We start from the raw sequence: 25,382 nt of genomic DNA, 5'->3' as shown, positions 1-25,382 counted from the left end.
TATGCGCGGTTATCTCGCCCGCAAGACGCTGGTCTATGGCCTGACGTTCGTCGTCGCGGTCACGCTGAACTGGCTGATCCCCCGGCTCATGCCGGGAGATCCGGTGCAGCGGATGGTCGCCCGCGCGGCCGTGCAGCACCCCGAGACGATCGCGTCGATGACGCAGTACTACGAGCGCATGTTCGGGCTCGACCTGCCGATCTGGCAGCAGTACCTGAACTACTGGGGCTCGTTGTTCCGCGGTGACCTGGGCACCAGCGTGTGGCTGTTCCCCGCGCCGGTGAGCCAGGTCGTGCTCGACGCCGTCCCGTACACGCTGGGCATCATGATCCCGGCCATCCTGCTCAGCTGGGTGGTCGGCAACAGCGTGGGTGCGATGGCGGCGCGCAGCCGCTGGCTCGACAACGTGGCCCTGCCCGTCGGCTACCTGGTCACGGCGATGCCGTACATGTGGCTGGCGATCCTGCTCGCGTGGGGCTTCGGCGTGGCGCTCGGCTGGTTCCCCGTGGCGGGCGGCTACGACTTCGGCCTGGTGCCGCAGTGGTCGTGGTCGTTCGCCTGGGACCTGCTGCAGCACTGGGTGCTGCCGTTCCTGTCGCTGTTCCTCGTCGCGCTCGGCGGCTGGGCGATCGGCATGCGGAACCTGATCATCTACGAGCTCGAGTCGGACTACGCGAACTACCTCGCAGCGCTCGGTGCGCCGAAGCGGCTCATTCGGCAGTACGCGTTCCGCAACGCGATGCTGCCGCAGATCACGGGCCTGGCGCTGCAGCTGGGAACGATCCTGGGCGGCGCCCTGGTGACCGAGATCGTGTTCGCGTACCCGGGCCTGGGCAAGCTCGTGCTGTCCGCCATCCAGAACCAGGACTTCTTCCTGCTGCAGGGCACCCTGCTGTTCGTGGTGATCGGCGTGCTCCTGGCCAACTTCATCATCGACATCGTCTACGTGCTGGTCGACCCCCGCACGCGGACCGGACTGACGGGGGCTACCGCATGAGGAGAACCACATGACGGCGACACAACCGGTAGCGGGACCCGGGACCGAGGCGAGCGACCAGCCCGGTGTGGCCGGCCCGACGACGTCGGGCCGCAAACCCGGGGGAGACGTGCGCGAGACGCTGTACTTCGCGCTGCGCAACCCCAAGGTCCTGATCGGCGCCGTCGTGGTGCTCGGGTTCCTGCTCCTGGGCCTGATCGGGCCGGCGTTCCTGCGGTACGCACCGATGGACTACGCGGGGCCGCCCATGGCGCCGCCGTCGGCGGACTTCCCGTTCGGAACGACGACGTTCGGGCAGGACGTCTTCGCGCAGTTCGTCGCCGGCCTGCGGTCCACGTTCCTCGTGGGCCTGCTGGGCGGTGGTGTCGCCGCCGTCATCGGCATGACCATCGGTTTCGTCGCGGGCTATCGCGGCGGGCTGATCGACGAGCTGCTCAACATGCTCACGAACGTCGTGCTCGTGATCCCTGGCTTCGTGGTGCTCATCATCATCAACGCCTACCTCGGCGTGCGGAGCGTTCCGATGCAGGCGCTGTACATCGGCGTGTTCAGCTGGCCCTGGGTGGCGCGCGCGGTGCGGTCGCAGACGCTGTCCCTGCGCTCGCGCGACTTCATCGATCTGGCGCGGCTGTCCGGTGTGGGAGTGGGCACGATCCTGCGGCGCGAGGTCGCGCCCAACATGTACTCCTACCTCTTCATGACGTTCGTGCTGCTGTTCGGCGGGTCCATCCTGACGGCGGCGTCGCTGGACTTCATCGGGCTCGGGCCGACCAACGCCATGTCGCTCGGCCTGATGATGAACCAGGCCGTGCAGTGGAGTGCGCTCCATCTGGGTCTGTGGTGGTGGTTCATCCCGCCGGGGCTGGGGATCACGCTCATCGTGGGCTCCCTCTACATCATGAACGTCGGCCTCGACGAGGTCTTCAACCCCAAGCTGCGGGAGATGTGATGGCCCTTTCCGTGACCGACCTCCGGGTCTACTACCGCACCCGCCGCGGCGACGTGAAGGCCCTCGACGGCGTCACCTTCGAGGTGGCGGACGGCGAGATCATGGGCATCGCCGGCGAGTCCGGCTGCGGCAAGACGACGCTCGGCAAGGCCCTGATCCGCCTCGACACGCGCATGAAGCACGTGGGCGGCACGGTGGTCCTGGACGACGACGAGCTGCCGCTGTCCGACGACAACGCCATGAACCGGCATCGCTACCGCGAGGTATCGCTCATCCCGCAGTACGCGATGTCGGCCATGAACCCGACCCGCAAGATCGGCCGGATGATCCGCGACCTGCTCTCGGCGCACAGCGTCCGGTACGCCGAGGTGCTGCCCGAGCTCGAACGGCGGCTCAAGCTCGTCGGGTTGGAGACCGACGTGCTGGGGCGCTACCCGATCGAGCTGTCCGGGGGCATGAAGCAGCGCGTGGTGCTCGTGCTGTCCACCCTGCTGAACCCGTCATTGCTGATCGGCGACGAGGTGACCTCCGCGCTCGACGTGTCCTCCCAGAAGGCGGTCGCCCGCGCGCTCGTCGAATTCCGGGACCACGGGTTCGTGAAGTCGATGATCGTCATCACGCACGACATCTCCGTGCTGTTCCAGGTCGCCGACACCATCCTCGTCATGTACGCGGGCCACCTCGCCGAGAAGGCCCCCGCCCGGACGATCATCAGCGAACCCCTGCACCCGTACACGAAGATGCTGATCGGGGCGCTGCCCAAGGTCGGCGACCGGTACGAGGAGCAGCAGCTCGAAGGGATCGAGGGGCGGCCGCCGTCGCTCCTCGAGCCGCCCGCCGGCTGCCGTTTCCGCGACCGCTGCCCCTTGGCGCACGACAAGTGCGCCGAGGCCCCGCCCTTCCGCGAGGTGGCCGAGGGCCACCACGTCGCGTGCTGGGCGGTGAGCTGATGCTGACCCTCAACCAGCTCGACAAGGTCTACAAGACCGGCACCTTCGGCACCTCCGATCTGCATGCCGTGCGGCAGGTCAGCCTCGACGTGCAGCGCGGCGAGGTCGTGTCGCTCATCGGGGAGTCCGGCAGCGGCAAGTCGACGATCGGCAAGATGGTGCTCCACCTGCTCGACTCCACGGGCGGCACCATCACGTTCGACGGGCGCGACGTCACCAAGCTCGGCTTCCGCGCCCGTCGCGACTACTACCGCAAGGTCCAGGGCGTCTTCCAGGACCCGTTCTCGTCGTTCAACCCCATCTACAAGGTGGACCGCACGTTCGAGACCCTGCGGCAGTCCTACTTCCCCAAGGTTTCCGGCGGCGAGTGGCGCTCGCGGCTGGAGGACGCGCTGGCCGCTGTGACGCTCGAGCCGGACGACATCCTCGGCAAGTATCCGCACCAGCTCTCCGGCGGGCAGCTGCAACGCCTGCTCATCGCGCGCGCCCTGCTGCTCGACATCGAGCTGCTGGTCGCGGACGAGGTCATCTCCATGCTCGACGCCTCCACCCGGATCGACGTGCTCAACCTGCTGGGCGAGCTCAAGGGTCGCGGCCTGGGGATCCTGTTCGTCACGCACGACCTCTCGCTCGGCAACTACGTGTCCGACCGGGTGGTCATCCTCTACAAGGGGCGCGTGGTGGAGCGGGGCGACACGAGCGCCGTCTTCGACGACCCGCTGCACCCCTACACGCGCGACCTCCTGGCCTCGGTGCCGCACCTGGACCGGACGTGGGAGGAGGTCGAGGCCGAGGAGGCGGAGCGCACCCGTCGTCTGGCGGGGCGGTGCCTGTACCACGAGGCGGCCGCGGCGCAGGGCCGGTCGCTCGGCGAGGAGGCGGCCTCGGCCGAAGGGTCGGCACCAGGCGAGGTGCCGGACGGCGTCGGTCTGGTCGAGTACGCGCCCGGCCACTTCGTGGGCTGCTTCCGCAAGGCGGCGGAGGCCCCCTGCCCGGCAGCCTGACCCCCTTTTGTTGTGGGCGTGATCGTTGCGTCTTCATGCCCGGTTTAGGCGCAACGATCACGCTCACAACAAAGCCGTCAGTCCCTGATCAGGACCGGGACGCCCGGGTCCAGGCCGGTGAGCTGCTCGAAGTCCGCGCTCGTGAGCCGGACGCAGCCGTTGCTCACCGCCAGGCCCTGGTCGACGCCCACGTGGATGGCGGTGGCGGCGTAGTTGGTGCCGTAGAAGCCGTCGAGAGACTCGCTCTGCATGGACAGGAACACGGACAGCCCCGTGTTCACCGCCTCGGTGACGGTGAAGACCTGGGTGAGGCCGCGCGGCGTCGGCGTGGCGGGAGCGCCGACGGCGGCGGCCATCCGGGCGGTCGTGCCGTCGGCGTGCTTGATCGTCAACGTCCGGTCTGACAGGTCGACCACCACCGACCGGTTCTCCTTCCGCAGTACGACGTCGCTCGCGCGCAGCCAGCCCGCCGAGCCGTTGACCTGCTCGGGATCGTGCGACGGCAGGGCGCCGCGTCCGTACGGGACGAGCACCTTGACCCAGCCGGGCCGGCGTTCCAGCACGAGCCACCGGGCATCGGCGTCGTAATAGACGGACTCGAGGGCGAGGACGGGCTTCTTGGTCACGTCAGGGCGGGGCCAGACCGGGATGCGGAGTGACCGCGGCGCCGCCACCGAACCCGGCAGGCCGCGCAGGGTGTCGATCTTGGCGTGCGGCAGCTCGCGCGGGAGGATTCCGTCGATAGCCGGCCGAGGCAGGGCGGCCAGCTCGTAGGCGGCGGGCTTCGGCTCAGGCGGCGGCGGGGTAGGGCTGGCCGATCGCGACGGGCTCACCGACGGCGTCGGGCTCGGCGACGTGACCGTGAGCGGGGTCGCGCTGTTACCGGTGTCGGGCCGCAGGCCGATCCACAGGCCCGTCGCGGCAAGCGCGAGTGCGAGGAGGCCCGCCAGCCACCAGGCCCACGCGGCGGGCCGACGGCGCGGCTCCGGGCCGGTCGCGAACCCGTCCTGCATGTGTGACATGTCTTCCCCTCCGTGAACCTGTGTCGCCGTCACCGGTGACGTTGCCGAGTCCATCGTCCCCCGTTGATCGTCCCCTGGGGCGGACGCCGGGCGCAGTCGAGCCACGGACGATACCGGGCCGTCACACATGTCCGATATCTTAGTGTTCGCCCATCCCTGGGCATCCGAACTGTTGTTCGATATCCTCGCCCGACAGTCCTCGACCAAGGAGAGATCCCCGTGGCCCCCGCCGACCGGACGTTCCCCGTCACGACCGTCCCGACGCGCCGTTCCCGCAGTCTGGTCCTCACCGGCGCGATATCCGTCGCCCTCATCTCGACCGGGTCCGCGTACCTGGCGATGGTCCAGTTCGGCATCGACGTCCTCGCGATGAACCAGGGCACCGCCTATGCGACCGCCGGTGTCTTCGAGCTGTCCCTCGTCACGGTCGCCCTGCTGGCCCGCGAGGCCGCGCGGGACAACCGGCCGGGCGGGACCCTGCTGGCGCTGACCTGGGCACTCTCGTCCGCCTCGGGTGTGTTCGCCGCGTGGCACGAGGCGTACATCGGCCACCCGGTAGGCGCCGTCCTGTTCCGGTTCATCGTGCCCCTGCTCGCCGCACTCATGTGGCACCTGGCGCTGATCGGCGACCGGCACCTCGCCACCGGCACGTCCTGGTCGGCGATGCGGCAGTCAGCGCGGATGCACGCGCTGTTCCTCACGACGGAGGACCTGTTCCGGGCGCAGAGCCTGAACGACGGGTCGCGGCTCGCCCGTCGCCGGCTCGCGCGGGCCGAGGCCGGACGACGCCGGGCCCGCTCCGTGGCGCTGCGCACCGTGCCGCCCACGGAGATGCGCGCGCAGGTCGCCGCCTGGTGCGAGGCGCTGGCCGCTGTCGGGGACGGCACCGCCGACGTCGCCCGCCTGCACCTCGCCGACCGCCAGCGGCTGACGGGAATCCTGACCGACTCGCCGGTGGACGGCCGGGCGACGGACACGCGGGGCGATGCGCGGGCCGACTCTCGGGCCGACGCCGGGTTCGGCGTTCCCGACTACGAGAGGCGCGCGGCCGATGCGGTGGCCGCGGAGTTCGGCGGACGGGCCCGTGCGGGCGAAGCGGAGCTCGCCGGACGGGCCGGGTCCGGTGCCGACTCGTACGGTGCCGACTCGTACGACGACGGTGGAGTGTTCGACGGGTTCGCGGAGGGCGCGGGGAGTCGCCCCGCGCGGCGCAGTGCCGCCCTCGACATGCCGCGCCAGGGCGTGACCGAGCGGGCACCGGGTCCCGAGGCCGACCCGGCGGAGGCGTCTGCTGACCGGGCGCCCGCTGCCGACGTGCCGGTCGCGGAGCCCGCCGGCGTGCCCGCGGAGCCCGCCGAGGCGGCGGCCCACGCCACGGCGAAGGTCCGGGATGCGATTCCCCGACGACGCGCGCCCCGGCGGAACACACAGCTCGGCACGCAGGACGCCGAACGCATGCTCGACCTGCGGACCAAGGGTCGGACGTACCGGGAGATCGCCGAGGAGGTCGGCGTCAGCCAGTCGACGGTGGGCAAGCGCATGCGCGAGTACACGGAGACGGGCTCGATCCCGATCGTCAAAACCCGCTGACCAGCCAGTCCTTTCTACCTCGCGGAGCCTGCGTGGGCTACGTGGGACAGGGACTTCCACACCAGCACGAGCGTGACGCCGGCGCCCGCGCAGGCGAACCACCACGGGGCCACGAGGCCCCAGTTCTCCGCGATGACGCCGCCGATGCCCTGCCCCAGGACGAGGCCGCCGAACACGCAGATCATGTTGATCGACGCCACCCGGCCCTGGAACTCCTTGGGCACCGCGCGCTGCCGGACCGTCGTCGACACCGTGCCCCAGACGAACGCGTAGACGCCGAACTCGAACATGATGGCGATCGCCACCCAGCCCGTCGTGGTCAGCGCGAACGCCCCGTGCGTGAGCACCTCCAGCGTGAGGCAGACGCGGATGAGCGTCGCGAGGTTCACGTGCCGCTCCAGCCAGCCGTACACGAATATGCCCACGATGCCGCCCACCGCGCTCGCCGTGGTGAGCAGGCCGTAGCCGACCTCGCTCATGTGCAGGTGGTCCAGCGAGTACTTGACCAGCACGCCCCACGGTGCGGCCCACGTGATGTTGAAGACGAGGATCACGACGCTCAGCGTTCGCACGGGCGGGTGCTGCCACACCCAGCGCAGGCCCTCGGCGATGTCCTTGCGGATGTGGCTGTCGGCGTCGCGCACGGTGGTGAACGAGGTACCGGGCGGGGCGGCGATGCGCGAGACCAGCATGACCGCCAACGCCACGCAGACCACCTGCGCCGCGAACGGCCACACCATGCCGGCCGCGAACAGGAAGGCGCCGAGCGGCGGGCCGACGAGCATGTTGGCCGTGAGGAATCCGGCCTGCAGGCGCTGGTTGCCGGTGCCGAGGTCGGCGGACGGCACCAGGGTGGGCAGGAGGGTCTGCTGCGTGGTGTCGGCGAAGACCTCCGCGACGCCGTAGAGGAACATCGCGGTGAGCACCATGCCGATGCTCACGGTTCCGGTGGCGATGAAGACGCACAGTACGGCGATGACCACGGCCCGGATGGTGTTCGCCGCCATGACGACGACGCGGCGGTCCAGGCGGTCGGCCAGCGCACCCGCCCAGAGCCCGAACACGAGCCACGGCAGCCGCTGGAGCATCGCGGCGAGCGCGACGAGGAAGGCGCTATCGGTCTGCGACGCGACGAGCAGGGGCCCGGCGGCGAGTGCTATGCCGTCGCCGATGTTGCTGGTCCAGGAGGCGGAGACGAGCCAGCGGAACGGCCGGCCCAGCCGGCGGGGGAAGACAGCCTCGACGAGTGCGCTCACAAACGTTCGAGTCTAGATCTGGTGTCCAGGCTTTTTTCCACGACGGGATCGGGCCGCCTTGAGCGGGTGAGATCGTCGACGCCGGAAGTCGTTTTCGGGCCGCCGGGAGGCGCGTCGGGGCGTCGTCGGCCGCTCGGCGGTCGCGGGGCGCGGGAGTGGCGGAATGCTGCGGAAAAAAGGGCCCTGGACGGGGCGTGGCGCGAAACTTCAATAACGTTTTACTTCGGCACGTCCGAGTACTTGGACGATCGTCCGAGTCGGTGTTGACGTCCGCCGGGAACAGGTGCAGACTCTCACAAGACGGTGCGCATCGCCCGCCCCCTGCGCGGTGCGCACCGTCATACCCCGTCGGGCTGTTTGGCCCGTCTGCGAAGCCCCTTCGGACCCCCTGCCGGAGGGGCTCTTGCATGCCCCCGACACGCCGGGGGCCTGCTGCCCCGGCGTGTCGCGCGGCGTGGCGTCCGACCCTTGCGGACGGCGCGCGGTTAGCGTGCTGGTGTGAACGCTGCACGCCGCCAGACCGCAGCCGCCTCCGAGAACTCGGCCGACCTGTCCGAGGAGCTCTCGGCCGCGCTGCGGGACGAGACAGAGGACCCGGCCGCCGAGCTGGCCGCGCCGGCGGCACCGGGGTCCACGTCGGACGGTGCCCGTGACCCCATGACCGAGTCGGTCGCGCGCTGGCGCGCCGGGCTCGTCCGGCTGGCGGGAGGATCCTCCTTGGCCGACGTCGGACTGCTGGGCGAGGCCGTCATCGACCTCTCGGCGGCGCACCCGTCGGGCGTCGCTCAGCTCTTCGCCGGCCGTCCCACTCGCCTGTCCAACCTCGTGCGCGAGCCGGGTGCGCTCCCGGCCGCCCGCCGTCGGGCACGGGCCGTCGCGGCGCGCTCCGCCGAGCACGCGCAGCGCTACGGGGTGTCACCCACCTACCTGGCGATCGGCGTCGCCACCTGGACCGAGCGCCCGGCTCCCGGCGCGGACGCGAACGACATGGAGGCGATCACCCGGGCGCTCAGCCCGGCGAGCGTCGTCCCGCCGGAGCCGGACTCCGCCGACAGCCCCGCCGACGCCCCGGCCCTCACGGGTTCGGTCCCCATCGTGACGCTGGCGATGCCCACCGGCCGGCCCGTCGCGCCGTCGGACGACGAGGGGAAGCAGGAGCCGCGCGTGGTGCGCGCGCCCGTCATCCTGCGGCCCGTCATGCTCACGCCGCGCAGCGACGGCGAGGGCGACTTCGACATCACGCTCGATGCCACCGCCGAGATCAACCCGGTGGTGGCGCGCACGCTGCGCGCCCACGGCGCCCTGCTGGACCCGGCCGCGCTGGCGAAGGCGACGTTCACGATCGCCGGCTTCAACCCGACCGACGTGCTGGACCGGGTCGCGAGCCTCGGGTCGGCGGTGCTGGGCGAGTTCCAGCTGGACCGCCGGGTGCTGGTGGGCACGTTCGTGCATCCGGGGCAGGTGCTCGTCGACGACCTCGACGAGCTGGCCCCGACCCTGGGCGAGCACGAGGTGGTCTCGGCGCTCGGCGGTGTGGACGGCTCGGTGACGAAGCTCGGCAAGGTGGAGCTCCCGGAGTCCCGGGTGGGCGATGCCGACCCGGCGCACGAGCGCGGCGTCGGTGACCTGGACCCGCACCAGCGGCACGTCGTGGATGCTCTCGCGAGCGGCAGCCACCTGTTCGTGGACGCGCCCGTCGGGTCGGACGTCGCGGGCACGCTGGCCGCCGTCGTCGCCGAGGCGAACGCGAGCGGACGGTCCGTGCTGTACGTGCCGGGGCACCGGCGGGCCGCCGACGCACTGGCCGCGCGGCTGGAGACGCTGGGCCTGAGCGGGCTGCTGCTCGACATCGCGCCCGTCCCGACCTGGCGCACCTCGACGTCGCGCCGCCTCCTGGAGGCGATGGCGCCCGCGCAGGAGCGGATCGACGTCGAGGAGGTGGCGCGCGTCCGGGACGCGCTGATCGGGTCGCGGGCGCAGCTCGCGGGCTACATCGAGGCGCTGCACCGGGTGCGCGACCCGTGGCGGGTCTCCGCGTACGACGCCCTGCAGGCGCTCGCCCGGCTCACGTCCGAGCGGCCGGCGCCGGCCACCCGGGTGCGGCTCGACCCCGAGTCGGTGCTCGCGCTGGGCACGGAGCGCCGTGCCGAGCTCGTCACGGACCTGGAGCGAGCAGCCGAGCTGGGCGCGTTCACGCTGAAGTCGTCGTCGAGCCCGTGGTTCGGCGCGCACATCCTGACCGACGACGACGCCCGCTCGGCCCTCGCCCGCGTCACCCGCCTGGCCGAGCAGACGCTGCCCGAGATGCGCAAGCAGATCGAGTACGTCGCGCGGATCACCGGCCTGGTCACGGCCTCGACGGCGCGGCAGTGGGGCGAGCAGCTCGCCATGCTCGGCGGCATGCGGGGCACGCTCGACGTGTTCCAGCCGATGGTCTTCGAGCGCACGGCCGCCGACATGGTGCAGGCTACGGCGTCCCGGCGGCAGCGCGCCGATCAGGGCATCGAGATGGGCTGGGTGGCGCGGCGCCGGCTGAAGCGGCGGGCACGCGAGATGGTGCGCCCGGGCGTCCGCGTGCCGGACATGCACGCGGCCCTCGTCGAGGTGCAGCGCCAGCGCGAGGTCTGGCAGGCGCAGTGCCCGCGCGGCGGCTGGCCCACGCTCCCCGAGGGGCTGGCGGGCGTCGAGGAGACCTACGAGGCGGTGCGCATCGACCTCGAGGCGCTGGAGCCGGTGCTGCGGTCCGCGCAGGCGGGCGGCGGCCTGCTCGACCTCGACCTGTTCGGGCTGGTCCAGCGGCTCGCGTCCCTCTCCGAGACGCAGGAGGCCCTGGCCCCGCTGCCCGAGCGGACCGCCGTGCTGCGGCGGCTGCGCAGGGCGGGGCTCGGCGAGCTGGTCGACGACCTCGGCGACCGCCGTGTGGAGACCGACCTCGTCGGCCCCGAGCTGGAGCTGGCGTGGTGGTCGTCGGTGTTCGAGCAGATCCTGTCCACCGAACCCGATCTCGCCGGGCAGGACGGCGCGGGGCTGGACGCCCTCGCCGGACGCTTCCGCGAGCTGGACCGCAGGCACGTCGCCTCGCTGTCCGCCCCCGTGCGGGCCGCGGTGCGGGCTCACCTCGGCGCCGCGATGCGCGACGAGCGGGAGGACGCCGAGGCGCTGTACGCGAAGCTGGTCGAGGGCGGACTCACCTCGATGCGCGACCTCGTGACCGCGCACCGCTCGACCGTGCGCCGACTGCGGCCCACCTGGGTGTCGACGCCGACGATGGTGCCGCACCTGCTGCCCGCCGAGCGCAGCGCCGACCTGGTGATCCTCGACGCGGTGCAGCACGTCCCGGTCGAGGTCGTCGTGCCCGCGCTGGCCCGCGGTCGGCAGATCGTCGTGGTGGGCGACCCGCGGTCGGCGTCGGGCACCGCGGTGCGGGACCTGGCGCGGCTGCTGCCGCGGGTCCCGCTGCAGCCGGAGCCCGCGCGGCGGGACCCGCGGCTGACGGCTCTGCTGGCCGAGCACGGCTACGAGGGGATCATGCGGCCCGCGCCGCTGCCGCGCACCGAGGCGCTGGTGCACTTCGCGCTCGTGGACGGGGCCGGCATGCCCGACCCCGTCTCCGGCACCGTCGAGTCGACGCGTGCCGAGGTGGATCGGGTGGTCGACCTCGCCATCGAGCACGCGATGACCCGGCCCGAGGAGACCTTCGGCATCGTCACGGTCACCGCCGCGCACGCCGACCGGATCCGCGAGCGGCTGCTCGCCGAGGTGCGGGGCAACCCCGCGCTGGCGCCGTTCTTCGCGGGCTCGCGGCCCGAGCCGGTAGTGGTCGCCGACGTGACGGGCGTGGCCGGGCTGGCCCGCGACACGATCGTGCTCACCCTCGGTTTCGGGCGGACGCCGCACGGCCGCGTGCTGCACCGGTTCGGCGTGCTCGGCGACGGCGGCGGTGACGCGATGCTGCTCGGCTCGCTCGGCGCGGCGCGCAAGCGGCTGCACGTCGTCTCCTGCTTCCCGGCGTCAGACCTGGACCCCGAGCGCCTGCGCGGCCCCGGGCCGCAGATGCTCGCGCGGGTGCTCGCGTTCGCCGAAGAGCGCTCGGGCCTCGCCGACCAGGTCGAGATCGGCAACGGCGTGGACGTCGCACGGTCCGTCGACCGCCTGGTCGTGGACCTGGGGGAGCGGCTGTGGCGCTCGGGCCTCGTGGTCGAGACCGACTACGGCCTGCCCGGCGGCGACCGGATCCCGCTGGCGGTCGGTCACCCCGACCTGCCGGGCGAGCTCCTGGTGGCGGTCCTGACCGACGACGCGGCCTATGTGGCCGAGCCGTCCATCCGCGTGCGCGACCGGCAGCTCGCCGAGCGGCTCGAACGGCTCGGGTGGGTGGTGGCGCAGGTGTGGTCCGCCGCCGCGTTCCTGGACCCGGACGCAGAAGCCGAGCGGGTGCGGCGCGTGGTGCTCTCCGTCCGGGACGCGCGGGTAGGGCTCGCTGGGGGAGTGGCTCCGGCGGCCGACCTGGTGGTGCCGCAGGTGCTGGACGACTGAGTTTCCTGCTGCTGCCCGGGTGGCCCGTGGCTCTCGGGTGGTCGGCAATATGTCAGGTCATCGGCATTCCGGGGAGCCGACCACCTGACTTCTTGCCGATCCCGTGGGCCGGTGCCGGGCCCCCGCGCGCGGGGCGACAATGGTGGGGTGAGCGAGTCCGAGAAGCAGTCCGCCGACCCCGCCCAGGACGGCGCCGCGCCCCGACGCCGTGGCCCGCGGAGGGCCGTGCGCCGGGGGACCGAGCGCGAGACCGTGCTCGGCGTGAGCTCCGACGAGCGCCCGGCCGGGTGGGGCGAGGGGTCCGACGGGGGTGCCGCGCCGGACGCCGGTCACGGCTCGAACGACGAGCAGCTCCGCCGGGACGTCCCACCGCACTGGGGCTGACTCGTCAGACATCCCGACCGGTCGAGAACGGGGTTATGTTCCGAGCGGACCCTGTCCGGAACACAACCCCGTTGTCACCGCTTGCTCGGGCTTGCTCGGCTCGCGGGAGCGCGACGACAGGCTCAGTTCGACTGCGACGGTGACGGTGCGCCGGACTGGGCGCGCAGCAGGTCGCGGATCTCGGTGAGCAGCACGACCTCCTCGGCCGCGGCCTCTTCGACGACCTCTTCCGAGGACTTGCGCAGGGCCTTCAGCTTGTTGATCGGGACTATCACGAAGAAGTAGATCGCGGCCGCGATCAGCAGGAACATGACCAGACCCTGGATGAACTCACCGATCGGGAATCTGGTGGACCCACCCTGCCAGTTCGGGATGCTGAATGCGATCGCCGTGAAGTCCGGCGCGCCGACGAGCCAGCCGATGAGCGGCATGATGAAGCCGTCGACGAGGCCGTTGATGACGCCCGAGAAGGCTGCGCCGATCACGACGGCTACCGCGAGATCGAGCACATTTCCGCGCGTGATGAATTCCTTGAAACCCTGAAGCATCCTGTGTCCCTGCTGTTGTTCATGAATGGTGGCGGGGCCGCCGTGATCGGCCCGGTCAAGGATTCTGCGGTTTGCTCAGAGAGTCCGCACCTCGAACGGGACATTCGGCAGAATTGAGGCGCCGTTTGTCACACTATGCCCGACGGTGCGTCCGAATCGCTCTACGGCACCAGCACCGCCGTCACCGAGCCCCAGCCCGAGACCGCCGACAGCTCCGGGGCGTCCTCCGGACTCACGGCGACGAGGGTGACGGGACGCTCGCCGCCCGACGCCGGGCCGAGCAGCCCGCCGGCGCCCTCCGGTTCGCGCCCGACGGGGACGGGCAGCACCAGCGCGCCGCGGGCGAGGTACTGGGGAGCGTCCGCCGGTTCGCTGCCCGACGTCGTCCCGGCCAGCAGGTCCACCCGGTCGCCGGGGCGCAGCAGGCCGGCGACGGCGTCGTCGGACAGGCGGACCGGGACCACGACGGTGCCGTGCGGCGCGGCGGCGGAGACACCGTCGTCGGACACGAGGGTGGCATGCAGCGGCGCCCCGGCCGGCAGCCCGACGACGGTCGCGCGGTCCAGCAGTTCGTCAACGGAGTGAACGGCGCCGGGCGGGGCGACGTCGGCGGCGATGGCGCGCACGACGACGTCGTCACCGGTGAGCTCTGTGCCGGCGGCGACGGGCCGGGCCGTGATCGCGACGTCGACGGTAGTGGGTGGCGGCGGGCGCAGGATGTGCATCGCCAGTGCAGCGGCCAGGCCGATCAGCGCCGCCGCGAGTGCGAAGCGCCAGCGCCACAGGACGCGTCGCGCGCGGCGGAGCTTCGCCGAACGGGGTCGGCCCGGGTGGGACAGCAGCGCGCCGAGACCGGTGCGCGGCTGGCGGCGTGGCGTGCCCTGGCTCCAGGGTGTGCGCGAGCTGGAGCCGGGCGGCGAGCCGTGGCGTGCGGCCGGTTCGGCGATCGTGTCGAGAAGTCCCATGCCGACGACGTTATGCAGGCGAGGTGGGGTCGCGGGGCCGCCGTCGGGCAGCCTGTGCACGACGTCGGGAAAACGCCGCCTGTGGTCGGGCTCGCACCGTTGGGGGCTCGTCGATCGGGTCGGTGAACCGGCCGAGGGGATCTGGGATCAGTTCCGTCGGCGCCGACCTCTGCGACGAGCGTCAGCAGGATGGCGATCTCGGCACGTGCGACTTCGGTCCCTTGCTGCGCGCGGTTTGTGACTTCGGTCGGTTGCTCTGACATCGGTCAATCAACCGACCGATCTCAGAGCAACCGACCGAAGTCAGCGTGCGAAGCCAGCAACGGACCGAAGTCAGGACGCGAGGACCAGCAAGAGGCCAAACCAGAGGTCAGGCGGAGGCGGCCTTCGACGTGCCGGACCCGCCCGACGAGGAGCTTGAGGACCCCGACGTCGAGGACGCGGAAGACGACGATGACCCGGAAGACGTGGACCCCGACGACGAGGACCCATCCGAAGACCCGTTCGACGAACCCGAGGAGGAGTCCGAGGAGGACTCGGCCTTGCCGGTCTTGACGGTGCTGGTCGTCGACGTGCTGCGCGAGTCGGTGCGGTAGAAACCGGAGCCCTTGAAGGTGACCCCGACGGAGCTGAAGACCTTTCGCAGCTTGCCCTGGCACTCGGGGCAGATGGTCAGCGACGAGTCGCTGAACTCCTGGTGGATGTCGAACGCGTGGCCGCAGTCGGCACACCGGTACGCGTAGGTGGGCACGTGCACTCCTCTGGGACGTCAGACCGCCCGGGGCGTCGCGCGCTCACCGGTACCGGGCCTGGCACTCGGGGTTTCCGAGTGCCAATAGTAACGGCCCGGCGGCGGGGGATAGTCCCAGGATCTCCCACGTGTGTTCACTCGTGCGCGTTCACTCAAGCACAGGGGCGGGCGGTAGTCTCCACTGCGTGTCCGCGACCACTTCCGCCGAGCCCCTAGAGCCCGCCGAAACAGCCACCTCCGACGGTCCGCGACCCCCCAGGCGCCGTCGGACCCGTACCTCCATGGTTCGCCAGTTCATCGTCGGTACCGCTGTCGTCCTGGTGCTCGTGCTGGTCGCCGTGACGACTTTCGCCTGGCTCACCGCACGTCGTCCTCTTCCGGAGCACACCGGGGAGGTGCAGGTCGAGGGGCTCAGCTCGGACGTGCGTGTCAGCCGCGACGCCCAGGGCGTGCCGCAGATCTACGCGGACTCGGCCGACGACCTGTTCCGCGCGCAGGGCTACGTCCACGCGCAGGACCGCTTCTTCGAGATGGACTACCGCCGGCACGTGACCGCGGGACGCCTGGCCGAGCTCGTGGGCAACAACGCCGACGCGATCCAAGCTGACAAGGTGATCCGCACGTTCGGCTGGCGGCACGTCGCGGAGGAGGAGTTCAACATCCTCGACGACACCACCCGGCAGTACCTGCAGGCCTACGCCGACGGCGTGAACGCCTACCTCGCCGACCGCAGCCCTGCCGAGACGGCCGTCGAGTACACCGTGCTCGACGTCAGCGTCGAGGTGAACGAGCCGGAGCCGTGGGACCCGATCGACTCGCTCGCCTGGCTCAAGGCCATGGCGTGGGACCTGCGCGGCAACTACGACGACGAGATCGACCGGGCCCTCGCCTACAGCACGATCGGAGACGCGTCACGCGTCTCCGAGCTGTTCCCGGCTTTCTCGGGCACGGGCAACGCGCCGATTCTGGACCCCGCGGAGGCGGGCGCGCCTCCGGCGACCCAGGCGACGCAGCAGACCGAGGCGACCCAGATGTCGTCGGGCACCGGTGGCGCGTACCAGAGCCCTGACCTCGCCGAGGCGCTGGAATCGGCGCAACAGGCGCTGGACGCGGTGCCGGTGCAGATCGCGCGGGGTGAGGGCACGGGCTCGAACTCGTGGGCCGTGTCGGGCCAGTACACGGAGTCGGGCCAGCCGCTCCTGGCGAACGACCCGCACCTCGACCTCGCCGCCCCCGGTGTCTGGGCGCAGGTGGGCCTGCACTGCAACCAGGTGAGCGCGGAGTGTCCCTTCGATGTGTCCGGGTTCTCGTTCTCCGGTTTCCCCGGCGTCATCATCGGGCACAACGCCGACATCTCCTGGGGCCTGACGAACATGGGCGCCGACGTCACCGACTTCTTCATCGAGCGGGTCCGCAACGACACGTACCTGCGTGGCGCGGACGACTGGGTCCAGATGGAGAAGGAGACCGAGGTGATCCGGGTCGACGGCGGCAGTCCGATCGACCTGGAGGTCCGGCGAACCGTGCACGGCCCGATCGTCTCGTCCGTCATGGGCGAGGAGGTCACCGACGCGCTACGCCAGTCGCCCACGGAGACCGGCACCGAGCTGGGCCAGTACGAGATCTCGCTGTCGTGGACGGCGCTCGAGCCCGGCCGCACCGCCGACGCCGTGTTCGACATGAACCGCGCGAAGACCCCCGCGGACCTGAAGGCGGCGGCCGCGAAGTTCGAGGTCCCGGCGCAGAACATCGTCTTCGCCACCACCGACGGGCACATCGGCTACCAGGCGCCGGGCAAGATCCCGGTGCGCGCCAACGTCCCGGGCGCCGTGGAGTCGGACGGCACCTGGCCGCGCCCGGGCTGGGACGCCCGCTACGACTGGACCGGCTTCGTGCCCCAGGAGCAGATGCCGGGCGTGATCGACCCGAAGGAGGGCTTCGTGGTCGCGGCCAACCAGGCGGTCCTGCCCGGCGGTAGCGGGCCGTTCATCACCCGGGACTGGGACTACGGCTACCGGTCGGAACGGATCCGCACGCTGCTCACCCAGCGGATCTCGGAGGGCCGCAAGCTGACCGCCGACGACATGTCCGAGATCCAGCTGGACCAGTGGAGCGTCTTCGCCGACACGCTGGTGCCGGTGCTGACCAAGGTGCCGCTCCCCGCCGGCTACGACTCGGACGGCCAGGCGCTCCTGGCCGACTGGGACAGGTCCATGGACGCGGACTCCGCAGCCGCCGCGTACTTCGCGGCGGTGTGGCGCAACCTCCTGGCGATCACCTTCAACGACGAGCTGCCGGAATCCATGTGGCCCGAGGGCGACAGCCGCTGGCTCGCCGTGATCCAGGGCATGCTCGACAACCCGAACGACGAGTTCTGGGACGACAAGTCCACGGTGGCGGTCGTCGAGAGCCGTGACCAGGTCCTCACGGAAGCCCTGGTCAGCGCACGCCAGGACCTCACGGTCGAGATCGGCAAGGACACCAGCGACTGGGAGTGGGGCACGCTGCACCAACTGAAGCTGCAGCACCTGGTCCTCGGCGGGCCGGGCGTCCCGGCCCCGGTCGCGGCGTACATGAACCCCGCACCGGTCAAGGTCGGCGGCGGCTCCTCGATAGTGAACGCCACGGCCTGGGACGCCGCCAGCGGCAGCTTCGGCGTGAAGAGCGGCCCGTCGATGCGCATGGTCGTCGACATGGCGGACCTCGATGCCTCCACCTGGGTGGTCGTGACGGGGACGTCGGCGCATCCGGCGTCCGAGCACTACCAGGACCAGCTCGACGCGTGGGCGACCGGGGAGACCTTCCCGTGGCCGTTCAGCGCCGAGGCGGTCGACGCCGCGGAGGTGGACGAGCTGACCCTCACCCCCTGAGGTAGGGGTCAGCCGAGCCAGCGCCAGTCGGTGGTCGTCGCGACGGCGTGCACCAGGATGTCGTGCTCCTCGCGCGGCAGCGGCTGGTGCGCGGCGTCGTAGACCTCTTCGGGGAAGACGACGGCGACCACCTTCGCGCCCGGCCGCAGGTGGGTGAGGGCGCGGTCGTACCAGCCGCCGCCCTGGCCGAGGCGCACCCCGCGGGTGTCGACGGCGAGAGCCGGCGCGAGGACGACGTCGGCCAGCTTGGTGGCGTCCGTGCCCAGCGTGGGACCGCCCGGTTCGGGCGGGCGGCCGGGCGCGCGCTCCAGGAGGTCGTCCGGGCCGGTGTAGTCGGCCCAGTCGCGCGCCAGGCCCGCGCCGAGCACGGGGAGCAGCACGCGGACGCCGCGGCCCGTGAGGCGGTCGAGGAGCGGAAGCATGCCGGGCTCGGCGCTGCGTGCCGCGTACGCGGCTACGCATCCCGCGTCGCGAACGTCGGGAATCGACTCGATGATGTCGGCGAAGGACTCGGCGGCGTGCGCCCTCTGCCGGGCCGATCGATGCCCGCGCTGGGCCCGGATCGCGCGGCGGAGCTCTTCCTTCGCGTCAGCAGTCTCCATCCCGGGTAGCACGGGGTACGGCTGTGGCGTCGGGACAGAGATGCCGCTCATGACCGCTATTGTGCCAAGACTCCGAGACAAGATTGTTACGAACAGCGTACGAAGAAGGCGAGAACATGTCCGAGCGGTTGCTCGACGGGTCTCAGACCACCGAGCGTGGTAGACCCTCCTCCAGTGGGGGATACGTCATGGGACGTGGCAAGGGGCGAAGGATGATGCCGTCGAGCAAGTCGGACGCGCCGGAAGGCGCAACGGGAAAGCTGAAGGGGTGGACGGTGGCTAAGCCATGGCCGGTGACGCTACGCGAGGACACGCCGGCCGGTGTCGTCGTACTGCGCCCGCTCCGGCGGCGGGACGCGAGTGACTGGGCACGCCTGCGGGCGGAGAACGCAGCCTGGCTCGAGCGCTGGGAGGCGACGGCGCCCGGTGCGAACCGGTACATCGCCTCGACGTTCGGTGAGTACGTGCGCTCGCTCTCCGCGCAGGCGCGCGCCGGGACGTCGCTCCCGTTCGGCGTGGAGCTCGACGGCGCCCTCGTGGGCCAGCTGACGGTCTCCTCCATCACGTGGGGCTCGATGTGCTCCGCGAGCATCGGGTACTGGGTCAGCCAGAGCGTGGCCGGGCGGGGCGTGATCCCGACGGCCGTGGCGATGGCCACGGACTACGCGTTCTTCCTTGGCCTGCACCGCGTCGAGATCAACATCCGGCCCGAGAACAAGCCGAGCCTGCGGGTCGTCGAGAAGCTCGGCCTGCGGGACGAGGGCGTCCGCGAGCGCTTCCTGCACATCCAGGGCCAGTGGCGCGACCATCGCACCTTCGCGATCACCACCGAGGAGGTCCCCGAGGGGCTGCTGGCGCGCTGGCAGCGCCTGCGGGAAGCGCTCTGACGGCGGGACACGCCGTGCGCGGTGCGGCAGCCCTTGGCGATGCTCGCCTAACGTCGTGTCGTGGAATCGACTGCAGGGCTCACAGCCGTAGCGCTGTTCGTCCTGTGGCTGGGCTACTGGCTCCCCAGTCTGGTGCGCCAGCGGTCGGAGCTCGCCGACGCGCGGGTCACGGACAGATTCTCGGTAGGGCTGCGCATCGTCGCGATGAGTGGCTCGGGCAGGAAAGGAGGGGCGATGGCTACTGACGGCAAGCCGCGGGGTACCGGCCAGGGTGTGCCGCGCGTCGCCCACCCGACCCCGAAGGGGCACCCGCTCCAGATCATGGTCCGCGGTCGTCCGCTGACGGCGGAGCGCATCCGCCGGCTGGAGCGACGCGCACGGCGGGCGGCGCGGGCGCGTCGTCGGTTCATCGTGTCGATCTTCCTGCTGGTGTGCAGCATCACCACCTGGACGCTCGTCGGGTTCGACCGGCTGCACTGGGGGTTCGCTGTTACGTCGTCGGCCATGCTGCTGTTCGTGCTGTTCCTGGGGCGGCGCGCGGCCCGTGCCGCCCGGCGGGCGGACGCCCGATGGCAGGAGACCGTGCGGGCCGCGCGGCAGCGCGCCACGCAGGCTCGAGCCCTCGCCAACGGTGGCCCGTACGCGCCGCGCAACCGGGCGCAGGTGACCGGTCTGGCGACCCACGGCTCGAGCACCGTGACGCAGGCGATCCCACGGGTCGCCCGCAAGGACGTGCTCGACGAGATCCTCGACGGCCCGGCGAAGCCCAAGGTCATCGAGGTTCCGGTCGAGCCTGATGCGCCTTCTGACGCCGACTCGGAGGAGCCGGCGAAGCGGGACGAGGTGCCCAGCGGACGAGCCTGGGACCCCGTCCCCGTTCCGCTGCCCACGTACGTGACCAAGCCGGCCGCGCCGCAGCGCCAGCCGGCGGCGCTGCCTTCGGGGACGTCGCAGGGGCCGACGGCGGGGCCGAATACGTCCGGGCGTGAGGTCGTCGCGGCTACGGCCGGGATGCCTCCGTCGGTGCCGGTGTCCGGGGCCAAGCCGGCCGACGCCGACCCGGTCGCCGAGGACGAGCTCCTGCGGGGCGAGCCGCCGCGCATGAAGTCCGAGACGCTGGCCACGCCGCTGGAGGAGATCCTGGCGCGACGTCGGGCGGCTGGGTGAGGTTGGTCGCTGGGTGCCGTCGCCGAGTGTGATGTTGCTGGTCGAGGTCGCGCGGGTCATGGGTTCGTGACCCGCGCGACACCGGATCAAGTTGCGGATCACCTGAGGTGAAGTGCTACTCTTCTGCAGTCCGAGGGGCTATGGCGCAGTTGGTAGCGCGTCTCGTTCGCAATGAGAAGGTCGGGGGTTCGAATCCCCCTAGCTCCACCCGGTGAAGGCCGCTGAACCGCACGAAAGTGCAGGTCAGCGGCCTTCGACGTTCCTCGCAGGGCACCTGGAGAAGTAATGAGGCTGACGTCCGGGGGTGGTCGAAGCGCTGGCCGGCCCTGTCCACCTGCGCATCGTGCAACGCGACCAGCCCGTAGGACGCAACTACGTGAGTCGACTCGTGGACCTGGTACCGACCGGCGCTCGCTCGGAGCCCCCCGGCAGTCACACCGGGTCAGGCCGCTGAGCGAAAGAGCCAGAGCCATGCAGGGGGTCGTATCCGACGCCGACGACGATGCGAACGTCTGCGTCGCCCTCGCGCCGCCGAAACCACCACCGACGTCGGGCCCGGAGCGATGCTCCGGGCCGTTCGTCGTCGTGGAACTACGCGTCGCGCTTCTTGAACAGGATCCAGGCGGCACCGATGATCAGGGCCGCGAAGAGCGCGAACACGCCGCCCGAGGCCCAGCGGTCGAAGAAGCCGAAGTCCGGAGCCGCGGGCCCGAAGTTCGCCGGGCTGGTCAGCATCAGTTCCGCACCGGCGGTGAACGGCAGGAACTTCACGGCCGGTACCAGCCATGCCAGGGCCGGGACCATGGTGAGCCCGACGATCAGGGTCTCGACAATCAGCGGCATCAGGAAGATGACCACCAGCGCCGAGGGCACGCCGCGGAACAGCAGCCCCAGGCCGAGCCCGACCAGTGCGTAGATCACGTTGTGGGCCACGTATCCCAGCAGTGCCGAGCGTACGGGGTCATCGAACAGGCCTGGGACCTCGCCCCAGAACACGAGTACAAGGGCCGCGTTGATCGCGATCGACGCCAGAGTGACCACGGACGTCAGCGCGGTGACGGTCAGGATCTTCGCCAGGATCAGGCGCGAGCGCTGCGGAAGCGCGGTCAGGGTCGGCTGGATCGTGCCGTGCCGGTACTCGTGGCCGGTCGCGAAGATACCGACCACGGCCATGAACACCGCCAGGAACGGGATCACGAAACTCGCCCCGCCGTTGACGCTGAGGTTCACGGCGTCGGCATGGAGCGGCTCGTCGTTGGCGCCGAGGCCGAGGACCACCGGAATCGCGGCGGAGGCCACCAGGCCGGAGCCGGCCATCCAGTAGGTCGAGCGAAGCGTGCGCAGCCGTGTCCATTCGTATCTGAGTGCATCAAGCATGCTGGGCTCCTTCGGGGGTCTGAGCGGTCTGAGCGGTCTGGATCGGCATCTCGGCGACGAATTGCTCCGCGGCGCCGGTGGCGGACATGAAGGCCTCTTCGAGCGAGGCCGAGCGGCGGGAGAGCTCCGCAAGCTCGATGCCCTCGGTGAAGGCCAGGTGCCCGACATGGTCGATCTCCATGTCCGAGACGACCAGTTCGCCGTCGTCGCCCTCGGTGATGCTCGCGCCCTTGGCTTCAAGGACGGAGACGAAGGCGTCGGCGAAGGGGCTGCGCACGACCACCGTGGACGTGGTGAACTCGCGGACGAACTGGTCGACGTCGCCGTTGAAGATCATGTGGCCGCGGCCGACGACGACCAGCTCGTCGGCCATCAGCTGCATCTCCGAGAGCAGGTGGCTGGAGACGAAGATGGTGCGACCCTCGGCGGCCAGACTCTTGAGCAGATCGCGCATCCAGTGGATGCCGTGCGGGTCGAGGCCGTTGGTCGGCTCGTCCAGCATCAGCGTGTGCGGGTCGCCCAGCAGCGCCTGCGCCAGGCCGAGGCGCTGTGACATGCCCAGCGAGTAGCCCTTGGGCATCTTGCGCTTGGCGGGGCCGAGACCGACCATGTCCAGGACCCGGTCAATCCTGGCGTCGGCGATGCCGTTGGCGGAGGCGAGCATCGCCAGGTGGTTGCGGGCAGAGCGGGTGGGGTGGAGGCTCTTGGCCTCCAGCAGGGTGCCGACCTGGTTCATCGGTCGACGGATCGAGGTGAACCGCTCACCGTTGAACAAGGTCTCGCCCTCGCCCTCGCCGTGGTCGAGGCCGAGCATCAGCCGCATGGTGGTGGACTTCCCCGACCCGTTGGGGCCGAGGAAGCCGGTGACCACCCCTGGGCGGACCTCGAAGGACAGATCGTCCACCGCGACCGTCTTGCCGTATCTCTTGTGCAGGCCTTTCGCAGCGATCATGGGGTTCCCGTCTGGTGGATTGAACGAGTGAAGGTGTTCGTCGTCAGGTGTCCGGCCCGGCTGGCGGTCAGCTCGCCGCCCAGTCCGTGGCTGGCAGCAACAACCTAGGAACTGCGCCCAGGGGGCAGACATCCCGTGCGCACGCCAGTTCGGGGTGGTGTGGGCACTACCGACGACCCGCGACACGGTCCGGACCGTGGCGACGTCAGAGGTAGTGCCAGCCCCACCCCGATCCGGCATGCTTGCCGGATCGGGTGCCGACGATCTCGCCGCCTACGATGCGGACGTGTCCCCGAAGCTGCGCCAAGCCGGCGTATCCACCCTCTACTCGCTGTCCAGCTTCCCCTTGTCCTTGAGCGGCGTGATCCTGATCGTCCCCGTCCTGGGACTGGGCGTGGCAACGCTGGCCGTCGGTATCGGGCTGCCGATCCTGGCACTCGCACTGCGGATGGCACGTGGATTCGCCGAGGTCGAGCGCCACGCCTTGCCGGAGGTCCTGGGCCATTCAGTGGCTCGGCCGGTGTACAACGAGCCTGCCGCGGGATCTGGCGTCCTACGGCGAAGCATCACCCCGCTCGGCGGTGGCCAGTACTGGCTGGACCTCCTGTACGAGATCCTGATCTTTCCCGTATCCGTGATCGCGTTCGCCATCACTGTGGGGTGGTGGTTCATGACGCTGGCCATGCTCATCTGGCCGCTGTACGGATGGATCGTCCACGAGGCGGTGGGCCTCGAGAACCTGCAGAAGCTTCCCAGGCTGGTCGGGGTGGAGAACTACCTGTTCGCGTCCGTGTTCTACGTGACGATGGGCGCGCTGTTCGCCTTCGCCCTGCCGTTCGTCGTGCGCGCCGCCGCCCTGGCAAGGGCGAACCTGGGGCGCGTCCTGCTGACCGCGGTCGGCGAGCTGCACGAACGTATCGCCGACCTGTCCGAGGGGCGGGCCGCCGCCGTCGCCGCCGAGGCGGACACGATGCGGCGCCTGGAGCGCGATATCCACGACGGGCCCCAGCAGCGGCTCGTATACCTGGCCATGGAGCTGTCGCGGGCGCAGCGCCAGCTCGACAAGGACCCGAACACGGCACGGGCCACCATCGCCGGCGCAATCTCCGAGACCCGGGAGACCCTGGAGGAGCTACGCACGCTGTCGCGCGGGATCGCGCCCCCGGTACTCACCGACCGCGGGTTGGCCCAGGCACTGGCGGCCCTGGCCGCCCGGAGCCCGGTGCCGGTGGAGCTGGACGCCCCGGTACCGGACCGCTTCTCCGCAGCGGTCGAGAACACCGTGTACTTCGTGGCCGCCGAAGCCTTGACCAACGTCGCCAAGCACAGCCGCGCCGACTCCGCGCGCCTCACCCTGTCCCGCACTGCGAACCGGCTGATCCTGACACTGTCCGACGATGGCATCGGCGGTGCCCATCTGGCCAAGGGGCACGGCCTCGCGGGGCTTGCCGACCGCGCCAGGTCGGTCGAGGGCGATCTCGTGGTGCACTCTCCCGAGGGAGGCCCAACGGTGGTAGTGATGGAGGTCCCATGCGGGTAGTAGTCGCCGACGACGCCGTGCTGATCCGTTCCGGACTGATCCGGCTGCTGGAAGAGTTCGATTTCGAGGTTGTCGCCGAGGTGGGTGACGGCGACAGCCTGGTCTCGGCCATGGTCGACCACCGCCCGGACGTCTCGGTGGTGGATGTGCGGATGCCCCCGTCGTTCACCGACGAGGGCCTGAAGGCCGCGGTCGCGGCCCGCGAGCGGGTTCCCGGGTCGCCGGTGCTGATCCTGTCGCAGTACGTGGAGGTCTCCTACGCCGAGGACCTGCTGGCCGACGCCAGGGGAGCCGTGGGCTACCTGCTGAAGGACCGCGTGGTGGACGTCGACCAGTTCATCGACGGGCTGCGACGGGTCGCCGCCGGGGGGACGGTGTTCGATCCTCAGGTGGTGGCCCAGCTGATGGTTCGGCGCCGTGGCAACGACCCCCTGGCGACGCTGACCGCGCGGGAGCGGGAGGTGCTCGGGCTCATGGCCGAAGGCCACTCCAACCAGGCCATCGCGCGCAAGCTCGTGGTGAGTGGCGGCGCGGTGGAAAAGCATGTCCGCAGCATCTTTGCCAAGTTGGGCCTGTACGTCGAGGACACCGACCACCACCGCCGGGTGCGTGCGGTGCTTACGTACCTGCGTTCCTGAGCGCCAGACCATCGAGCCGGGTGACAGATTGGAGTGATCGTTCCCGCACAGGCCGAGCCTGACACGGTTCCTGACACGATTGCGCTCGTGACACGCAAGGTGACACGGGTCGCGTGCCCACGAGCGCCCGCGCTTGCCGATGATTGCCCATCCATGTGAGGCTGGGCTCACGTCGCACAGAAACGGCGAGATTCCGCCGTTTCTGACGCTCACCAGGGCGATCGGCGTCGCTACGTCAGACAGCCCTGCGGACGTCGAAGAGTTTCGCTTCACCGGGAGAAGGTCGGGGGTTCGAATCCCCTAGCTCCACAGACGGAAACCCAGCTTGACCAGGGCAAACGCTCCGGTCAAGCGGGGTTTCTTCGTTGCTCGGACGGTTTTACCGCTGTGCCGCGCA

Annotated in this window: 20 protein-coding genes, 1 tRNA gene and 1 pseudogene; 14 read left to right on the top strand and 8 right to left on the bottom strand. The window is 70.8% G+C overall.

What is annotated here, in order from left to right; genetic code table 11:
• The first annotated feature begins 1 nt into the window (after window position 1).
• Genes EW117_RS17445 through EW117_RS17430 form a run of 4 tightly spaced genes read left to right on the top strand, consistent with a single transcriptional unit; the run spans window position 2 to window position 3,900 of the window.
• Window positions 2–997, top strand: coding sequence for an ABC transporter permease (locus EW117_RS17445; protein WP_129787982.1), 996 nt, complete (start codon window positions 2–4; stop codon window positions 995–997).
• 10 nt (window positions 998–1,007) lie between these two features.
• The gene (locus EW117_RS17440; RefSeq protein WP_129787981.1) at window positions 1,008–1,946 is read left to right on the top strand and encodes an ABC transporter permease; all 939 of its coding nucleotides are present in this window, start codon (window positions 1,008–1,010) and stop codon (window positions 1,944–1,946) included.
• A complete protein-coding gene (locus tag EW117_RS17435; protein ID WP_129787980.1) occupies window positions 1,946–2,896 on the top strand; it encodes an ABC transporter ATP-binding protein in 951 nt (316 codons plus the stop codon). Before EW117_RS17440 ends, EW117_RS17435 begins: the two co-directional genes overlap by 1 nt.
• Complete coding sequence (locus tag EW117_RS17430; RefSeq protein ID WP_129787979.1) at window positions 2,896–3,900, top strand: ABC transporter ATP-binding protein; 1,005 nt, start codon at window positions 2,896–2,898, stop codon at window positions 3,898–3,900. The genes EW117_RS17435 and EW117_RS17430 overlap by 1 nt, the downstream gene beginning before the upstream one ends.
• Before the next feature lie 77 nt (window positions 3,901–3,977).
• Here EW117_RS17430 and EW117_RS17425 read toward each other — a convergent pair whose 3' ends face one another.
• A complete protein-coding gene (locus EW117_RS17425; RefSeq protein ID WP_165362737.1) occupies window positions 3,978–4,922 on the bottom strand; it encodes a L,D-transpeptidase in 945 nt (314 codons plus the stop codon).
• A 219-nt stretch (window positions 4,923–5,141) separates the two neighbouring features.
• Here EW117_RS17425 and EW117_RS17420 point away from each other — a divergent pair, with 219 nt between their 5' ends.
• Window positions 5,142–6,512: an Lrp/AsnC family transcriptional regulator gene (locus tag EW117_RS17420; protein ID WP_129787977.1), complete on the top strand. Its 1,371-nt coding sequence runs from the start codon at window positions 5,142–5,144 to the stop codon at window positions 6,510–6,512.
• A 14-nt stretch (window positions 6,513–6,526) separates the two neighbouring features.
• Here the strand turns inward: EW117_RS17420 and EW117_RS17415 are convergent, their stop codons facing one another.
• Entirely contained in the window at window positions 6,527–7,768 is a 1,242-nt protein-coding gene (locus EW117_RS17415; RefSeq protein WP_129787976.1) for an MFS transporter, read from the bottom strand.
• Between the two features lie 498 nt (window positions 7,769–8,266).
• On the opposite strand from EW117_RS17415, the gene EW117_RS17410 reads away from it, so the two are divergent.
• Together EW117_RS17410 and EW117_RS17405 are read left to right on the top strand one after the other, a co-directional pair.
• Window positions 8,267–12,304 carry a hypothetical protein gene (locus EW117_RS17410; RefSeq protein WP_129787975.1) on the top strand — a complete coding sequence of 1,346 codons (4,038 nt, stop codon included), beginning with the start codon at window positions 8,267–8,269 and terminating at the stop codon, window positions 12,302–12,304.
• A 147-nt stretch (window positions 12,305–12,451) separates the two neighbouring features.
• Window positions 12,452–12,688 (top strand): hypothetical protein, encoded by a 237-nt coding sequence (locus EW117_RS17405; RefSeq protein WP_129787974.1) that lies wholly within the window; start codon window positions 12,452–12,454, stop codon window positions 12,686–12,688.
• Between the two features lie 122 nt (window positions 12,689–12,810).
• Here EW117_RS17405 and mscL read toward each other — a convergent pair whose 3' ends face one another.
• Window positions 12,811–13,236 (bottom strand): large conductance mechanosensitive channel protein MscL, encoded by a 426-nt coding sequence (gene mscL / locus EW117_RS17400; protein ID WP_129787973.1) that lies wholly within the window; start codon window positions 13,234–13,236, stop codon window positions 12,811–12,813.
• 161 nt (window positions 13,237–13,397) lie between these two features.
• A complete protein-coding gene (gene cpaB, locus EW117_RS17395) occupies window positions 13,398–14,201 on the bottom strand; it encodes a Flp pilus assembly protein CpaB (RefSeq protein WP_129787972.1) in 804 nt (267 codons plus the stop codon).
• A gap of 392 nt (window positions 14,202–14,593) precedes the next feature.
• Here cpaB and EW117_RS30655 point away from each other — a divergent pair, with 392 nt between their 5' ends.
• Window positions 14,594–14,797, top strand: coding sequence for a hypothetical protein (locus tag EW117_RS30655; protein WP_340641097.1), 204 nt, complete (start codon window positions 14,594–14,596; stop codon window positions 14,795–14,797).
• A 14-nt stretch (window positions 14,798–14,811) separates the two neighbouring features.
• Here the strand turns inward: EW117_RS30655 and EW117_RS30650 are convergent.
• Window positions 14,812–14,952, bottom strand: a pseudogene (locus EW117_RS30650) (FmdB family zinc ribbon protein); the annotation flags it as partial.
• A 281-nt stretch (window positions 14,953–15,233) separates the two neighbouring features.
• Between EW117_RS30650 and EW117_RS17385 the strand changes: the two are divergent.
• The gene (locus EW117_RS17385; RefSeq protein WP_165362736.1) at window positions 15,234–17,822 is read left to right on the top strand and encodes a penicillin acylase family protein; all 2,589 of its coding nucleotides are present in this window, start codon (window positions 15,234–15,236) and stop codon (window positions 17,820–17,822) included.
• A gap of 8 nt (window positions 17,823–17,830) precedes the next feature.
• Here the strand turns inward: EW117_RS17385 and EW117_RS17380 are convergent, their stop codons facing one another.
• The gene (locus tag EW117_RS17380) at window positions 17,831–18,475 is read right to left on the bottom strand and encodes a 5-formyltetrahydrofolate cyclo-ligase (protein WP_242504352.1); all 645 of its coding nucleotides are present in this window, start codon (window positions 18,473–18,475) and stop codon (window positions 17,831–17,833) included.
• Between the two features lie 224 nt (window positions 18,476–18,699).
• Between EW117_RS17380 and EW117_RS17375 the strand changes: the two genes are divergently transcribed.
• From EW117_RS17375 to EW117_RS17365, 3 genes are all read left to right on the top strand, one after another.
• Window positions 18,700–19,311 (top strand): GNAT family N-acetyltransferase, encoded by a 612-nt coding sequence (locus tag EW117_RS17375; RefSeq protein ID WP_129787970.1) that lies wholly within the window; start codon window positions 18,700–18,702, stop codon window positions 19,309–19,311.
• A gap of 60 nt (window positions 19,312–19,371) precedes the next feature.
• Window positions 19,372–20,478 (top strand): hypothetical protein, encoded by a 1,107-nt coding sequence (locus EW117_RS17370; RefSeq protein ID WP_129787969.1) that lies wholly within the window; start codon window positions 19,372–19,374, stop codon window positions 20,476–20,478.
• Between the two features lie 134 nt (window positions 20,479–20,612).
• Window positions 20,613–20,685: transfer RNA gene (locus EW117_RS17365), tRNA-Ala, on the top strand.
• A gap of 384 nt (window positions 20,686–21,069) precedes the next feature.
• Here the strand turns inward: EW117_RS17365 and EW117_RS17360 are convergent.
• Entirely contained in the window at window positions 21,070–21,855 is a 786-nt protein-coding gene (locus EW117_RS17360) for a hypothetical protein (protein WP_129787968.1), read from the bottom strand.
• A complete protein-coding gene (locus EW117_RS17355; RefSeq protein WP_129787967.1) occupies window positions 21,848–22,807 on the bottom strand; it encodes an ATP-binding cassette domain-containing protein in 960 nt (319 codons plus the stop codon). The genes EW117_RS17360 and EW117_RS17355 overlap by 8 nt, the downstream gene beginning before the upstream one ends.
• 286 nt (window positions 22,808–23,093) lie before the next feature.
• On the opposite strand from EW117_RS17355, the gene EW117_RS17350 reads away from it, so the two are divergent.
• Together EW117_RS17350 and EW117_RS17345 are read left to right on the top strand one after the other, a co-directional pair.
• Entirely contained in the window at window positions 23,094–24,347 is a 1,254-nt protein-coding gene (locus tag EW117_RS17350) for a sensor histidine kinase (protein WP_129787966.1), read from the top strand.
• Window positions 24,338–24,985, top strand: coding sequence for a response regulator (locus EW117_RS17345; protein ID WP_129787965.1), 648 nt, complete (start codon window positions 24,338–24,340; stop codon window positions 24,983–24,985). The genes EW117_RS17350 and EW117_RS17345 overlap by 10 nt, the downstream gene beginning before the upstream one ends.
• Window positions 24,986–25,382: the final 397 nt, after the last annotated feature.

The organism is Promicromonospora panici (assembly GCF_900608595.1).
GTDB lineage: Bacteria > Actinomycetota > Actinomycetes > Actinomycetales > Cellulomonadaceae > Promicromonospora > Promicromonospora panici.
This window is presented reverse-complemented; position numbering and strand designations above follow the sequence as displayed.